The sequence below is a fragment of the Pseudomonas kermanshahensis genome, from assembly GCF_014269205.2.
Taxonomy (GTDB): domain Bacteria; phylum Pseudomonadota; class Gammaproteobacteria; order Pseudomonadales; family Pseudomonadaceae; genus Aquipseudomonas; species Aquipseudomonas kermanshahensis.
Window position 1 is genome coordinate 2,552,001 of sequence record NZ_JABWRY020000001.1, and the last position, 13,795, is coordinate 2,565,795.

Here is a 13,795-nt window from a genome sequence, read left to right on the forward strand (position 1 = left end):
ACAGACCGACATGCCCAGACGCCACGTTCACTGCCAAACCCTCTTTACTGGCCTTGAGGACCAGGCTCGACACGACCAGGTGCTGATCATCGAAAAGGGTATGTTCACCCATGTCGGCCCTCGCCAGACCGCTCCGCAGCCATTGCCTGGCGAACGCGTGATTGACACTGGCGGACACTTCGTCATGCCCGGCCTGGTGGATGTCCACACCCATCTGGTGTTCGGCAACGCCAAGAGCGAGGAAGACATCGACCTGCACGTCTCGCCGGAATTTCGCGCCCTGCGCGGTCTGTTTTTTACCCAGCATGTATTGGCCGCCGGCTACACCTCGGTGGTGGTGCCGGGTGACGCCGGGCATTGCAGCATTGCCGTACGCAACGCTATCAATGCCGGTATGTTCAGTGGCCCTCGCATCGCCGCCAGCAGCAATGTAATCGCCAACCGGCAGAGCCTGAACGATTGGTTCCCCAGTTGGGTCGGTACGCCTGAGTATTTCTCTGGCCGCCTGTGCGCTACCCGCGACGAGCAGATTGCGGAAATCCGTCGCCAGGCCAAGGATGGCGTGGACCTGATCAAGATCGCTATGGACGGCCCGCACATGCGTCCCAACGGGGAACATATCGCCGCGTTCACCCAGGACGAGACCCGCGCCATGGTCGAGGAGATCCACCGCCTTGGAAAAAAGGTCGCCGTGCATGCCTATGGCCGCGAAGCGGTGCTGTATGCGGCGAAGGCGGGGGTGGACGTGATCTTCCACGGGTTTTTCCTAGACGATGCCTGTATCGAGGCAATACTCGAATCGGGTAGTCACCTCGCTCCGACCTTCACCATGCTCGCCAACAACGTCGAATTTGCCGAGGATTACGAGCCTTCGACCCGCTGTGGTTACGCTGCGATGCAGCGCCGTGTGATCGAGGTGGGTTGTCGCAACTTGCGCCGCGCCCGGGAAGCCGGTGTGCCGTTCATGACCGGCAGTGACAGCGGTTTCGCCATCACTCCCTACGGTGAATGGCACGCCCGTGAAATCGAGATTTTTGTCGACTGGTTGGGTTTCAGCCCTGCCCAGGCATTGCGCGCGGCAACCTCGGTTGCCGCGCGGATGATGCCCGTGGCGCAGCAGGTGGGCGCCATCGAGGTTGGCCGTCGCGCCGACTTCATCTGTGTTGATGGCTCCCCCCTGCAGAACGTCTCGATTCTTCAGGAGCGCGAGCGCATACGTGACGTGTACCTAGGCGGGCATCGCGTGGAGGCCCAGGTACCGGGCTACGATCCCTACAAGGTCAGTGACTTCAACACGGTGAAATGGGCCGAACTTCACACCCGGCAACGGGCCGTGGAAATGGGCAAGCGCAGCGCACCTGAACCTGAGCAAGAGGTAGGCCGGCATGAATAAGCTCACCCTGGAACTGGCGTCGCAGATGGTCGACACTGCGCTGGCAGAGGGACGGCGGTTAGCCTTGCAGCCACTTTGTGTTGCGGTACTGGATGCCGGCGGTCACCTGCTGGCGCTCAAACGCGACGAGCGCGCCAGCCTGCTGCGACCGCAAATCGCGTCGGGCAAGGCCGCCTCAGTGCTCGGCATGGGCTTTGGCGGCCGCGAACTTGCCCATCGTGCTGCCGCGCTTCCTGCATTCTTCAATGCATTGAGTGCCCTGGCCGGCGGCAATATGGTTCCGGTGCCCGGCGGGGTGCTGGTGCGTAATGGGGCAGGGGAAGTGATCGGCGCTATCGGTATCAGCGGTGACAGCTCCGACAACGACGAACGCTGTGCGATTGCCGGTGTGCTGGGGGCAAACTTGATGCCCGACAGTGGGGCATGTTGATAGGAAAAAAGCCACTTTTGCCACTGCGGCTTGGGTGGCTTTTCTCATTTCATACGCTTATTTGGTGCGCTCAGCCTCGGATATCTGAAAAAGTTTCAGTCTCAAATCTGCCCGCGCCAATCCAAGCCCTAGATGCATGTGTTGTATTGCCGTTGGGAATTCAACGGATGCAGTTGTGGGCGATCCAGTTGATGAACCGGTCGGCGTACAAGAGGGAGGAAAGATCGGGAATGGGATGAACCCCCGCGTCACACAGGAAGCCCTAGCGACCAAAGTCAAGATCTCTGATAGCGGGCCGCAAGGTGCGGCTCGTCAGCTCACATTCGGAAAGAACAAAGTCTGTTTTTATGAAGCTGCTCGGCTCTCGCTGAGGATTGACAGGCGGCAGAAAGGTAACCAACCTGCGCGTGCTAATAAGAAGTAAATAATTCTCCGAGCCTCCTGCATAGCTGCCAATTCTCGGGTTGATTAGTTACGCGTCAGGCCGCAGCTTTTACGCACAATCAGCTTCGGTTTGAGTAAGAACTTCATGGCAGGGGCGTCTGGGTTCTTCAGGCGCTTCATGAGCATTTCGCTAGCAACCTCTCCAATACGCTCAGGCTCCAGGGCCACGGTGGTGAGGGGAGGGTTGCAGTATGCGGAGCTCGCGACCCCGTCACTCCCGATCAAAGCGATGTCCTCACCCGCCTTAAGTCCTCGGTTGCCCAGCTCGCTGAGCGCGCCAGTGGCAATCAGGTCGTTGTAGCAAACCACTCCTGTCGGCCGACGATCCATGTCGAGCAGGCGACTCATGCCGTCTTTGCCGCCAGCCAGGCTGATGGCAGTTTCGATCATCCAGTCCGGATGTGGGGTAATCCCGTTTTTCTCCAAGCACTCCATGTAGCCGTGCAAACGCTCCATGCTTACCGAATAGGTGCTGTTGCGCCCGACGAAGGCAATGTCCCGACCGAACGGGCCGTTCGCACGAGCAGTACCCAGCGGGTTCTGCCACAGCACTTTACGGGTGTGCATATCGATGGCATTGATCATGCCGAATGGTGGTTCGTTGCGAACCGCCCCTGTTGGCGGTTTTTTCGCCTGGAATTCAAGTAAGTCGCATTCGGATCGAACGGTCTGGCCATGCCAACCACCTCATCAGGAACGGCAGCTATCGCATTCAATGATTATGGTTGACATCAAAGGTTTGACTTTAATGATGATGATCATAATCATTGGGCTTATGGTTTCTGACTCTAAGGACGCTCGATGCAAAAGCCTGTACCTGGAACTACCGAATGTGTAGGTGCTCTCGATTCGACTGAACTGCCTGCTGATCAGTCATCTGTTGAGGGCGGGGAAAAGGTTGCGCCTAGGGAAGTGGCCGAAGACGCCGCAGATGCGGGCGGCCTGATCTCCATACCAGGGCATCCACCTTTCAAGTGGAAAGGACTCATGCTCGAGCAGTGACGCTCATGGGCAATGGATGGGCCTGCCTCAGGGCGTCAATTTGTCCATGATCTGCTCACGGCACACGCTGAGCACTTCATCAGCTAGTGGTGAGTCGTCCGGACAAGCGCGAGACAGAATCAAGGCGCCGAGGGCGTGTGCGAAGGTGTCGATGATTTCCGCACGACTTGCTTTCGGTTCGTCATCCTTGCCCTGTAAAACCTCCAGCAACTTTTCAATCCCAGCCTCGTAAGCTGCTTTGATGTCATTGGACTGTCGAGCGGCGTCTCCGCCCAGTGCCGCTAGGGTGCAACCTTTCCCTTTCTCATCGCGGTGCTTGCGGGACAGGTAGAAATTGACGAAGTCGGCGAGCTCGATGCCCTGCATCTGCTCGACCGTCTTGTTGATTCCGCACGTCGCGGATTCACCTATCAAATCCGCCTTGGATTTGAAGTGTTTGTAAAAACCGCCGTGGGTGAAGCCGGCAGCTCCCATGAGGTCTGCAACACCCACGCCGTCGTAGCCGCGCTCACGGAATAGCGTGGAGGACGTTTCCACGATATGGGCCCGGTTAGCTTGTGCTTGGGCCTTGGTGACCTTCATTTCTCAGCTCTCTTCGCTATCAAGCCAACCAATATCATACATTGATGACGTTCATAATCAAAGTTGTTGACTGGATTGATGACGATCATCATCATTAGGCTATGTCTTCCACTGAGAGAGCAAAATGTCATGAGCTATACCCATCTCACCGTTCCGACCCGCACAGTAGAAGTAGGCGGCGACACCTTCACCTACCGTCGCTGGGGTAATACTTCAGGTGTTCCCCTGGTCTTCATTGCCCACTTCCGTGGTGGGCTCGATCACTGGGATCCGATCATCACTGATGGTCTGGCTGCGGGTCGTGAAGTGATCCTGCTGAACGGTAGGGGTGTAGCGTCGTCGTCGGGAACACCGGCCACGACCATTGAGCAAATGGCGGATGACATTGCAGCGGCCATCAAGGCACTGGGGCTGACCCAAGTCGACCTGCTTGGCTTCTCCATCGGTGGTCTGCAAGTTCAGGAGGTGGCGCTTCGTCACCCCGAGTTGGTACGCAAGCTTTTGCTGCTCGGCACCGGACTGCGCGGTGGTGATCCAACCATGGCGGAGGGGGTGAGAGAGGCCGCTTCGAACCCCGTTCCGACCATCGAAAACTTCCTGTTCCTCTTCTTCGGTCGTTCGGAAGCAGCCAAGAAGGCGGGCCTGGCGTTCTGGGAGCGCCGCAACCAGCGCGCCGATCAAGACACCCCAAGCTCGATTGATGTCGCCATGGCACAGGGCGCTGCTTTTGCAGCCTATGTCCAGTCGGCACAGGGCGAGAACCGCTTCTCTTACCTCAACGAGCTCAAGCAGCCCACCTTGGTAGTTAATGGCGTAGACGACGTCATGATCCCTTCGATCAATTCGTGGAGCCTGGTGCAGAACATCCCGAATGCCCAGCTGCTGATCTACCCGGACTCCGGTCACGCCGCTCACTTCCAGTATCCCGAGCGCTTCCTGAAACACGCTCTCCAATTCTTGGAAGAGTAAGGCCACCCCCACCTGGGCTGCTGGGGGCGCGTAAGCGTCTTCAATAGCGGTGTGTTTGAAACCTAATTCGTAGTATCGGAATGTTGAGAATGGCTGAGAAATCCGTATTTGAGCCCTACACCCTTGGGGCAATCACCCTTTCCAACCGTATCGTGATGGCGCCGCTGACGCGCAACCGAGCGGAGGAGGGCCTGCTGCCGAGCCAGTTCGCCGCTACCTACTACAGCCAGCGCGCTTCTGCAGGGTTGTTGATCACTGAAGCTACCCAAGTTTCAAAGCAAGCTCAGGGCTACCAGAACACGCCCGGCATCTTCACCCAACAACAGGTGAGCGCTTGGCGCGAAGTGACCGATGCCGTCCATGCTGAGGGTGGTCGTATCTTCCTTCAGATCTGGCACGTTGGCCGGGTATCGCACGTCGTTTACCAGGACGGTCAACCGCCTGTAGCACCTTCTGCAATCCGAGCTGCTGCCAAGGTCTCCGTGAATAACGAACTTGTGGATGTCTCCGAGCCTCGTGCGCTTCGTATCGAAGAACTCCCAGACATTGTCGAAGACTTCCGACAGTCTGCAGCTAACGCCATCAAGGCCGGCTTCGATGGGGTCGAGATCCATGCAGCCAACGGCTACCTGCTGGATCAATTCCTGAAGGACAGCGCGAACAAACGTACCGACGCTTATGGTGGTTCGGTAGCCAACCGGGCACGGCTCGTTCTGGAAATTGCCCAGGCGGTGGCATCAGAAATTGGCGCCGAGCGCACGGGCATCCGCATTTCGCCTGTCTCCCCGTTCAATGATGTTTCCAGCACCAATGCTCAAAAGCAGTACGACTACTTGATCGACAAGCTCAATGAGCTTGGCCTGGTGTACCTCCACGTTATTGAAGGTGTGCCGGGTGGCTCACGTGATATTGCTCCGTTTGATTACGCCGGCCTGCGCAGGCGCTTCACCAATACCGTGATCGTCAACAACGGCTACGACGTGGAGCTCGCTTCCTCTCAATTGGCGGCAGGGCAAGCAGATCTGTTTGCGATTGGCCGGCCCTTCATCGCAAACCCTGACTTGGTCGAGCGACTGAACTCCGGTGCTGCGTTGGCCAGTTTCGACCCCTCGACCCTCTACGGTGGCGGTGCAGCGGGCTACATCGATTATCCCGCACTGGAAAACGCTTAAGCCCAGCGCGTCCATCTTCAATTCGAGATCATTAATATGACCCAGTACATCGCCGCACCCAACCAGACCCTCGAAATCGATGGTGTTCCCTTCGCTTACCGTGAGCTCGGGCGCAAAGGTGGCGTTCCCCTCATCCTCCTGAATCATTGGGGAGCCGTTCTCGACAACTTCGATCCACGCATCGTCGACGAGCTGGCCAAGCATCACCATGTAATCGCTACGGACTATCGCGGCATTGGTTTGTCTGGTGGTGTTGCGCCGCTCACCGTCGCAGAAATGGCCCGCGATTCCGTGGCGTTTATCAAGGCGCTGGGCTTCGACAAGGTCGACCTCTTCGGCTTCTCGTTGGGTGGCTTCGTTGCTCAGGAGATCGCGATCACCCAACCCGGCCTGGTGCGCAAACTGATTCTGACCGGCACTGGCCCTGCAGGGGGTAAGGACATTGACCAGGTCGCCGTAGTGTCCATGCCGCTGATTGAGAGGGCGACGTCCGAAGGGATCGATCCGAAGACCTATCTCTTCTTCACTTCGAGTGAGACGAGCCAGCAGGCTGCCAACGCTTTTTTGAAGGCCATGCTTGAGCGCCAGATCGACCGCGATGTTCCTGTCACCCAGGAAGTATTCGGTCGTCAACTTCAAGCCATTCAGGCTTGGGGCCAGCAAGCGCCGCAGGACTTGGCTAGCTTGAATATTCCAGTGCTTATCGCCAACGGCGACCAGGACATCATGGTGCCGTCCGAACTGAGCAGCGATATGGCAGAGCGCATTCCCGGCTCTACCCTGGTTATTTACGAGGACGCAGGCCACGGCGGGATTTTCCAGAACCACGCTGACTTCTCTGCGAAAGCGCTCGCATTCCTTGCTGACTGACCATTTACTTGCATCTGAAGAAAAGCGGGGCTGCCCGCTTTTCTTGCTGAAGGAGTCACTCATGACATTTAAAGCGCTGCTTCTCACGAAAGAGGGTGAAACGGTCTCATCGAACGTGGTGGATTTCTCTGAAGGGGATCTCATGCCAGGGGACGTCACCGTTGCTGTGGAGTTCTCCACGGTGAACTACAAAGACGCGATGGCTCTCACCGGTCGTGGTGGTGTGGTGCGCAGCTACCCCCTGATCCCTGGGATCGACTTCGCCGGCACCGTCATCGAGTCGAGCAACCCGGAATTCAAGGTTGGAGACCGTGTGCTCGCTAATGGCTGGGAGCTTAGCCAGAGCCACCACGGAGGCTTTGCTCAAAAGGCTCGTGTGAAGGGCGAGTGGCTGGTCAAAATCCCGGACGAATTCACCACCAAAGACGCCATGGCCATCGGAACCGCTGGCTACACCGCGATGCTGAGCGTGCTGGCACTCGAGCACGGCGGACTGACTCCTGAGCGTGGCGACATCTTGGTGACCGGGGCCAACGGTGGTGCTGGCTCTATCGCTATCGCGCTGCTGTCGAAGCTCGGCTATCGAGTGGTCGCCTCAACAGGTCGTCTCAGCGAGTCGGACTACCTCAAGTCACTTGGTGCCGCTGAGGTCATCGACCGTCATACGCTCTCTGAAGCGGGTCGCCCAATCGGGGCTGAGCGTTGGGCTGGTGCGATTGATTCCGTGGGCAGCCACACCCTGGCCAACGTACTGGCCCAAACGAAATATCGCGGTGTTGTAGCCGCCTTCGGCTTGGCTCAAGGCGCTGATCTTCCTGGCTCGGTGCTGCCCTTCATTCTGCGTAACGTCACGCTCGCCGGCATCGACTCGGTGAATGCACCGCGTGAAGTCCGTCTTGAAGCGTGGTCTCGCCTGGCACGCGACCTCGATTTGGACAAGCTGGGTCAGACCGTCCAAACCGTTGGTTTGGCAGATGTGCCGCGTGTTGTTCGCGAGCTTTTCGAAGGGAAAGTGCGTGGGCGTACTGTGGTCAACGTGAACGAGTGAGGCCATCACTTCGAGGAGTCGGATAAATGAGTCAGCCTACTGCAATCGTGTTCGGTGTTGGCACTACCCGAGGTGTTGGGGGAGCGGTCTGTAAGCGTTTTGCCCAAGAGGGGTATCACGTCATTGTCGCAGGCCGAACCTTGGAAAAGATCGAGGAAGTCGTTGCAGACATTGGGAGTTCCGGCATCGGGAGCGCCGAAGCGTTGCAGACTGATGTCACCGTCGAAGAGCAAGTCATCGCAGCGTTTGATCTTGCGATGTCTCCAGGCGCGGGCCGAGCCCCTGCCGACGTCGTGGTCTTCAACGCGGGCAATAACGCCCTGATCGATTTCACTCAGCTCACAGCCAGCCAGTTCGAGGACTTTTGGCGAGTAGGCTGCTATTCCGGCTTCCTCGTTGGCAGAGAAGCAGCCAGGCGGCTGGTTCCTCTGGGTCGAGGCACCGTGATTTTTACTGGTGCTTCCGGAAGCTTAAGGGGCAAGCCTGGATTTGCCCACTTTGCCGCCGCCAAGGCTGGTTTGCGGATGATCTCTCAGAGCATGGCACGCGAGTATGGGCCTAAAGGTATTCATGTGGCTCATGTCGTGATCGATGGCGGGATCCTGGGTGATCGTCTGCGAAATGCCGCCCCGGCCAGGGTTGAGAGCATCGGGGAAGAGGGGCTGTTGGGTTACGAGGCAATTGCTGAGAACTACTGGACGTTGCATCGGCAGCCACGATCCGCCTGGACTCAAGAACTCGACCTTAGGCCGTTCAAAGAAAGTTGGTGATCGCCTGATCACCTGCACTTCCGGCACATCTACGTTTTGGAATTTTGAAGATATGAAAGCGTTTCTGATTGATCGCTACGGCAAAGACGTCGTTGGTGATATCACTGAAGTGCCAGAGCCAAAGGTGGGTGATTTCGATGTTCTGGTTGAGACCCACGCTGCAAGCGTGAACGTTCTTGATATCAAAATCCGCAAGGGCGAGTTCAAGCGGATTCTGCCTTTCCAGATGCCCCTGATCTTGGGTAACGATGTCGCTGGCATCGTGAAACGGATCGGTGGGAAAGTCAGCCGCTTCCAGGTGGGCGACGAGGTGTACGCACGTGTCGGCCAGGCGCGTATGGGCGGCTTTGCGGAATTCGTGGCCGTCAACGAAGCGGCAGTCTCGCCCAAGCCTACCAATCTGAGCATGGAGGAGGCGGCTTCGCTGCCATTGGTGGGCCTCACAGCCTGGCAGGCTTTGGCGGAAATGGCCAAGGTTCAACCAGGGCAAAGGGTTCTGATTCATGCCGGTTCCGGTGGCGTCGGTAGCATCGCCATCCAAGTCGCCAAGCACCTGGGAGCATTCGTCGCAACAACCACGAGTACCGTCAATGTGCCGTGGGTTAAGGCGCTGGGTGCCGATGTGGTGATCGATTACAAGACCCAGCATTTCGAATCGCAGTTGAGTGATTACGATGTCGTGCTCAGTGGGCTGGGCGGTGATGTTCTCGAAAAATCCCTCCAGGTACTGAAGCCAGGTGGTCAGTTGATTTCCATCTCTGGCCCACCTACCCCTGAGTTTGCTGAGCAGCTTCGCCTTTCCTGGTTGTTCAAGCAGGTCGTGCGTTTGATCAGCCGTGGGATCAGGAAAAAATCTGAGCAGAAGGGCGTCAGCTACAAGTTTCTGTTCATGAGGGAGAGTGGTGCGCAACTGGCTGATCTGGCCAAGCTGGTTGAGGCTGGGATTATCAAGCCTGTAGTGGATCGCACCTTCCCATTGGATTCGACGCGTGATGCTCTGGCATACGTCGCGGAAGGCAGAGCCAAAGGTAAGGTAGTGGTGAAGGTGAGGTGATCACCTGGGCGCAAAGGGGAGCGAAAGCTCCCCTTTGTCGGCTAGTCGCTAGTCTCGTCATCCGAGGCTCGGCATCTCATTCTTCAGAGATTCACGTACCCAGTAGATTGGCTCAGAAGCCCCTCTCAGTCCGTAGTGACGAAGATGACTCAACCCCCCGAATGGTTAACCCTCTACCGCGTAGTGTCCTGATTTCGAACGGCGCTTGTAGGGCCTTAAGCACTTTTCTCAGATAACAAATTTGTACTTCTATGATCTTGGTACCGGGATTGAACTGGTATCCCCAAATTTCCTCATAGATCGTCGTTCGGCTCACGACGTTTCCTTGATGGCGAAGAAGCAATGTCAAAAGGCGGCAAGACGTGGCCTTGAGCGGAAAGTGAAGATCTTCGAATCTGACAGTCCGCGTGCTTGCATCCACGATGAGCTCACGTACGGGGGGCGTGAAAGCTTGCTGATCTTCAAGATGTCCTAGGTAGGAATTGCCTCCCACGCCTTTCTGGGAGCTTACGCTGGGCTCTAAAATAGCCATCTATCTGTTGGTCAAGCAGCTTGGTTGAAGAGCAGGGGAACGCCACATGCCTCACTCAATCGATGCATGTAATCGCGCACTTGATCTGGGAATTCAACGGTTCGAACGATGGAGAGCGATCGCAATACGGGCCAAAGCGTCACATCGTTGATGCCGATTGTTGTTCTGTCCTTTACCAGCGGAACAAGGTCGTTGATCAGAGGTTGCAGTTCCGCCACCAGCTTGGATGTGGCTCCACGCAAAGCCTCCAGATCCCCGAAGGCTTGTTCCTCCCGCAGCCGGTACGCCTCTCTTGCCATTGGCGTGTTGATTTCTGCGAAGTCTGCCTGGACGAAGCGTGGTATGAATAGCTTGAGTGCCGTGGGCCAGGCTTCTTTGATCCAAGCGTCCAAGGTTGGGTCTTGCGGCGCCACCAGTACTGTCGGGCCGATGCCATCGAGATATCGCACGATATCTAGGCTTTCCCCAATATGGCTGCCGTCTTCCTTCTGCAGGATCGGCACAGCCTTTTTTCCAATCAGGCGCAGGGGCGTTTCGGCATCGCTCTCCATGATGACCTGAAGCATCACCGGGAGACTCTTGAGTCCAACGATCATCCTAGCACGCGTGCAGAACGGGCAATGTTCGTAAAAATAGAGTTTCATCATTCAAATTTAACCGGATTACTACCGTTGGGCCTGGATGCTCAGAACTGTACTGAGCGTGTCAGTCCGCCATCCACGAGCAAGTTTGTGCCGGTGGTAAAGCTTGCAGCAGGGCTGGCCAGGAATACGACTGCTTTGGCTACTTCATCGGGTGTAGCCATGCGGCCCAACGGGTTTTCAGCTAGGCATTTCGCGAAGGTCTCGGGCTGGTCGCGCTCTATGTCACCCCATACGCCCTCAGGAAAATATACGTTTCCTGGGGAGACAGAGTTCACCCGAATACCTTCGCGCGCATGGCGTGCAGAAAGCGTTTTACCGTAGTGCAGCAAGGCTGCTTTCAATACGCCGTATGGCTCGGCGAACATATCGACTTCGCGGCCCGATACGCTGGAAATTAGGACAACCGATGCGGCTTGCGATTCACGCAGGGCGGGCAAGGCGGCTTTGACCATCGTCGCACTTCCCAGTAAATCGGTGTCGAAGGCTCGCCGCCATGTCTGCAAGTCATCTCCGCCAGCCAGAGCGCTCACGTTCGGCACGACGATATCGATTCCTCCAAGACGCTGCGCTGCATCCGTGACCCACGCCTGCACCTGGTCGGGCTGGGTGACATCAACGGCGGTACCGATGGCGTCATGACCGAGTGCTTGTTGCGTCGTTTGGACGCCTGCGGTACCCCGAGCACAGAATGCCACCTTGGCGCCCTCATCGAGAAACAACTTGGCAATTGCCCGCCCGATACCCCTGGAAGCTCCGCTAACCAGTACGCGTTTACCTTGCAAGCCCAAATCCATGATCAAACTCCTCTGTGAATCAGTGTCAAGACGGGGCCCAAGTGGGCCCCGTCAAGGCATTACTTACGCAGCTTGTATGCGATGATTTCGTCGCTGGTGCCGGTTTCCATGAAGGCGTGGCCAGACGCTGAGACGAGCACATACTGCTCGCCATCAACCTCGTACGAGATCGGGTTGGCTTGGGCGCCCGCCGTCAATGCGTCTTCCCACAGCACCTCACCGGTAGCCGTGTCGATGGCTCGGAACAAGTTGTCAGTCGCCGCGCCGACGAAGGTGAGTCCACCTGCGGTGACCACCGTTCCGCCATTGTTCGGCAAGCCGATATTCAGTGGCAGATGCGACGGGATGCCGAAAGGCCCGTTGCGACGCGCGGTACCCAGCGGCTCGTCCCACACGGTCTTGCCGGTATCCAGGCTGATTGCACGAATTCCGCCATACGGTGGTGCCGAGCACGGTACGCCGGTGCCCCAGTTACGCCATCCCGCATTCACACTGATCGCGTAAGGCGCGTTGACCTGCGGATAGGTCGATGCTCCACCTTCGCCCTTGCCCGATTTGCTGCCAGCCTTGTTCAGCGAGGTCTCATCAACCTTTGGCGCATAGATAGGTTTGAGCCCCATCTTGTCTGCCTGTTCACGCGGTATGAGCTGGTTGAGGTTAGGAATGTCGTTGTAATTGGCGATTAGCAGTCGTCGAACTGGGTCGATCGCGACCGAACCCCAATCGGAGCCACCGTTGTAGCCTGGGTATTGAATCCAGGGACGATCCACCGATGGCGGCGTCAGGTAGCCTTCGTAGTTGGCCTGGCGGAACTGGATGCGGCACATCAACTGATCGAGTGGTGAGAAGCCCCACATGTCCGCTTCGGTTTTCGGCGCCTTGCGTAGAGTGTGCCACTCGGAGGTAGGTTGAGTATTAGCCAGGAATTGGGGTTCAACGGAGCCGCCTTTTGGTGCCTTGACTTCACCAATCGGAACCAGAGGCTCGCCAGTTGCGCGATCCAGGATGTAGATGTCACCCTGCTTCGTCGGCAGCAGCACTGCAGCCACTGGTTTTCCGTCCTTATCAGGGAAATCAAGAAGGGTTGGCTGACTGCCCAGATCATAATCCCACACATCATGGCGGATGGTCTGGAAGTGCCATACGTCCTTGCCCGTCTTCACGTCGACGGCCACCAGTGAGGTCGAATACTTGTTTTCTTCCTCGCTACGGTTGGAGCCGAAGTAATCAATTGAGGAGTTGCTGATCGGCAGGTAGACGTAGCCAAGCTGCTCATCGCCCACTGCAGCCGTCCACATATTCGGGGTGCCACGGGTGTAGGTGCTGCCTTCGGCTGGGCCATGAACGTTTTCAGCGTTACCCAGATCCCAAGCCCAGGCCATTTTCCCGGTGATCGCGTCGTAGCCGCGAATCACCCCAGAAGGTGCATCCTCGTCCTGACCGTCGCGGATTTGTGCTCCCGTGACCACCACGCCATTGACGATGGTAGGTGGCGCTGTAACCGCATACCAGCCGGGGACTTTTTTGCCCAGACCTTCCCAAAGATCTACGGTGCCGTTTTGCCCGAAGTCCTTGCAAGGCTCGCCCGTGCGCAGATCTACAGCTACCAGCCTCGCATCCAGTGTCGCTTCTACCACACGGCTGCGGCATTGTGCGGACTCAGGGATCTCTGGCGCGGTATACACCGCTACGCCGCGGCATGCTGCTGCGTGAGGAATGGCCTGATCAGGAACTCCAGGGTCGTGACGCCAGTTTTCCTTGCCGGTTGCAGCATTGATTGAAATAAGGATGTTTTTAGCAGAGCACATCAGCAGGTCGTTGCCGACCTTGACCGGGGTTGTTTCAGGCGAGTACCGACTGCCAGGATTCGGCAAGTCCCGTGTGTGATACACAAATGCGCGCTCCAGGCGCCCGACGTTTTCCGGGGTAATCTGCTTGAGTGGGCTGAAGCGCTGAGCGTTGTGATCGCCGCCATAGAATGGCCAATCGCTGCCTACCTGAGGCATCTGCTGAGCTTGAGCGAACTGCATCTGAAGCACGCAAGAAATGGCGAGCGCCAGCGCGCTTCTGCATTTGACTGTTAGGAACATT

14 protein-coding genes and 1 pseudogene are annotated in these 13,795 nt (G+C 57.3%); 8 read left to right on the forward strand and 7 right to left on the reverse strand.

Annotated elements, in window-relative coordinates:
- Positions 1 to 10: 10 nt before the first annotated feature.
- Positions 11 to 1,393 (forward strand): metal-dependent hydrolase family protein, encoded by a 1,383-nt coding sequence (locus tag HU764_RS11760; RefSeq protein WP_186702787.1) that lies wholly within the window; start codon positions 11 to 13, stop codon positions 1,391 to 1,393.
- A complete protein-coding gene (locus HU764_RS11765) occupies positions 1,386 to 1,823 on the forward strand; it encodes a GlcG/HbpS family heme-binding protein (RefSeq protein ID WP_027593281.1) in 438 nt (145 codons plus the stop codon). Before HU764_RS11760 ends, HU764_RS11765 begins: the two co-directional genes overlap by 8 nt.
- Before the next feature lie 468 nt (positions 1,824 to 2,291).
- On the opposite strand, the gene HU764_RS11770 is transcribed toward HU764_RS11765, so the two are convergent.
- From HU764_RS11770 to HU764_RS11775, 3 genes and pseudogenes are all read right to left on the reverse strand, one after another.
- The gene (locus HU764_RS11770) at positions 2,292 to 2,762 is read right to left on the reverse strand and encodes a substrate-binding domain-containing protein (RefSeq protein ID WP_477749793.1); all 471 of its coding nucleotides are present in this window, start codon (positions 2,760 to 2,762) and stop codon (positions 2,292 to 2,294) included.
- Between the two features lie 6 nt (positions 2,763 to 2,768).
- Positions 2,769 to 2,879 (reverse strand): annotated as a pseudogene (locus HU764_RS28265) (hypothetical protein); the annotation flags it as partial.
- 417 nt (positions 2,880 to 3,296) lie between these two features.
- On the reverse strand, positions 3,297 to 3,851 hold the full coding sequence (locus tag HU764_RS11775; protein WP_027593280.1) for a TetR/AcrR family transcriptional regulator: 555 nt from the start codon (positions 3,849 to 3,851) through the stop codon (positions 3,297 to 3,299).
- Positions 3,852 to 3,980: 129 nt separating this feature from the next.
- Here HU764_RS11775 and HU764_RS11780 point away from each other — a divergent pair, with 129 nt between their 5' ends.
- The 6 genes from HU764_RS11780 to HU764_RS11805 all read left to right on the forward strand — a co-directional run bounded on the left by HU764_RS11780 (position 3,981) and on the right by HU764_RS11805 (position 9,734).
- Positions 3,981 to 4,820 carry an alpha/beta fold hydrolase gene (locus HU764_RS11780; protein WP_099455847.1) on the forward strand — a complete coding sequence of 280 codons (840 nt, stop codon included), beginning with the start codon at positions 3,981 to 3,983 and terminating at the stop codon, positions 4,818 to 4,820.
- 89 nt (positions 4,821 to 4,909) lie between these two features.
- Positions 4,910 to 5,992 carry an alkene reductase gene (locus HU764_RS11785; protein ID WP_186702788.1) on the forward strand — a complete coding sequence of 361 codons (1,083 nt, stop codon included), beginning with the start codon at positions 4,910 to 4,912 and terminating at the stop codon, positions 5,990 to 5,992.
- A gap of 36 nt (positions 5,993 to 6,028) precedes the next feature.
- A complete protein-coding gene (locus HU764_RS11790; RefSeq protein ID WP_186678512.1) occupies positions 6,029 to 6,862 on the forward strand; it encodes an alpha/beta fold hydrolase in 834 nt (277 codons plus the stop codon).
- Positions 6,863 to 6,923: 61 nt separating this feature from the next.
- Positions 6,924 to 7,910: an acrylyl-CoA reductase (NADPH) gene (gene acuI / locus HU764_RS11795; RefSeq protein ID WP_186678513.1), complete on the forward strand. Its 987-nt coding sequence runs from the start codon at positions 6,924 to 6,926 to the stop codon at positions 7,908 to 7,910.
- A gap of 26 nt (positions 7,911 to 7,936) precedes the next feature.
- Entirely contained in the window at positions 7,937 to 8,680 is a 744-nt protein-coding gene (locus HU764_RS11800; protein ID WP_186702789.1) for an SDR family NAD(P)-dependent oxidoreductase, read from the forward strand.
- A gap of 52 nt (positions 8,681 to 8,732) precedes the next feature.
- Entirely contained in the window at positions 8,733 to 9,734 is a 1,002-nt protein-coding gene (locus tag HU764_RS11805) for an NADP-dependent oxidoreductase (RefSeq protein WP_186702790.1), read from the forward strand.
- 112 nt (positions 9,735 to 9,846) lie between these two features.
- On the opposite strand, the gene HU764_RS28110 is transcribed toward HU764_RS11805, so the two are convergent.
- Genes HU764_RS28110 through HU764_RS11825 form a run of 4 tightly spaced genes read right to left on the reverse strand, consistent with a single transcriptional unit; the run spans position 9,847 to position 13,794 of the window.
- A complete protein-coding gene (locus HU764_RS28110; protein WP_186702791.1) occupies positions 9,847 to 10,266 on the reverse strand; it encodes a winged helix-turn-helix domain-containing protein in 420 nt (139 codons plus the stop codon).
- A gap of 11 nt (positions 10,267 to 10,277) precedes the next feature.
- Positions 10,278 to 10,913: a glutaredoxin 2 gene (gene grxB / locus HU764_RS11815; protein ID WP_099454168.1), complete on the reverse strand. Its 636-nt coding sequence runs from the start codon at positions 10,911 to 10,913 to the stop codon at positions 10,278 to 10,280.
- 38 nt (positions 10,914 to 10,951) lie between these two features.
- Positions 10,952 to 11,704: an SDR family NAD(P)-dependent oxidoreductase gene (locus tag HU764_RS11820; RefSeq protein WP_099454167.1), complete on the reverse strand. Its 753-nt coding sequence runs from the start codon at positions 11,702 to 11,704 to the stop codon at positions 10,952 to 10,954.
- 59 nt (positions 11,705 to 11,763) lie between these two features.
- The gene (locus tag HU764_RS11825) at positions 11,764 to 13,794 is read right to left on the reverse strand and encodes a pyrroloquinoline quinone-dependent dehydrogenase (RefSeq protein WP_186702792.1); all 2,031 of its coding nucleotides are present in this window, start codon (positions 13,792 to 13,794) and stop codon (positions 11,764 to 11,766) included.
- Position 13,795 lies beyond the last annotated feature (1 nt).

Excerpts from the sequence above, each read along its gene's own strand:
- HU764_RS11765 (WP_027593281.1), top strand. The coding sequence starts at position 1,386 with ATGAATAAGCTCACCCTGGAACTGGCGTCGCAGATGGTCGACACTGCG.
- acuI (WP_186678513.1), top strand. The coding sequence starts at position 6,924 with ATGACATTTAAAGCGCTGCTTCTCACGAAAGAGGGTGAAACGGTCTCA.
- HU764_RS11790 (WP_186678512.1), top strand. The coding sequence starts at position 6,029 with ATGACCCAGTACATCGCCGCACCCAACCAGACCCTCGAAATCGATGGT.
- HU764_RS11785 (WP_186702788.1), top strand. The coding sequence starts at position 4,910 with ATGGCTGAGAAATCCGTATTTGAGCCCTACACCCTTGGGGCAATCACC.
- HU764_RS11760 (WP_186702787.1), top strand. The coding sequence starts at position 11 with ATGCCCAGACGCCACGTTCACTGCCAAACCCTCTTTACTGGCCTTGAG.
- HU764_RS11800 (WP_186702789.1), top strand. The coding sequence starts at position 7,937 with ATGAGTCAGCCTACTGCAATCGTGTTCGGTGTTGGCACTACCCGAGGT.
- HU764_RS11825 (WP_186702792.1), bottom strand. The coding sequence starts at position 13,794 with ATGTTCCTAACAGTCAAATGCAGAAGCGCGCTGGCGCTCGCCATTTCT.
- grxB (WP_099454168.1), bottom strand. The coding sequence starts at position 10,913 with ATGATGAAACTCTATTTTTACGAACATTGCCCGTTCTGCACGCGTGCT.
- HU764_RS11780 (WP_099455847.1), top strand. The coding sequence starts at position 3,981 with ATGAGCTATACCCATCTCACCGTTCCGACCCGCACAGTAGAAGTAGGC.
- HU764_RS28110 (WP_186702791.1), bottom strand. The coding sequence starts at position 10,266 with ATGGCTATTTTAGAGCCCAGCGTAAGCTCCCAGAAAGGCGTGGGAGGC.
- HU764_RS11820 (WP_099454167.1), bottom strand. The coding sequence starts at position 11,704 with ATGGATTTGGGCTTGCAAGGTAAACGCGTACTGGTTAGCGGAGCTTCC.
- HU764_RS11775 (WP_027593280.1), bottom strand. The coding sequence starts at position 3,851 with ATGAAGGTCACCAAGGCCCAAGCACAAGCTAACCGGGCCCATATCGTG.
- HU764_RS11805 (WP_186702790.1), top strand. The coding sequence starts at position 8,733 with ATGAAAGCGTTTCTGATTGATCGCTACGGCAAAGACGTCGTTGGTGAT.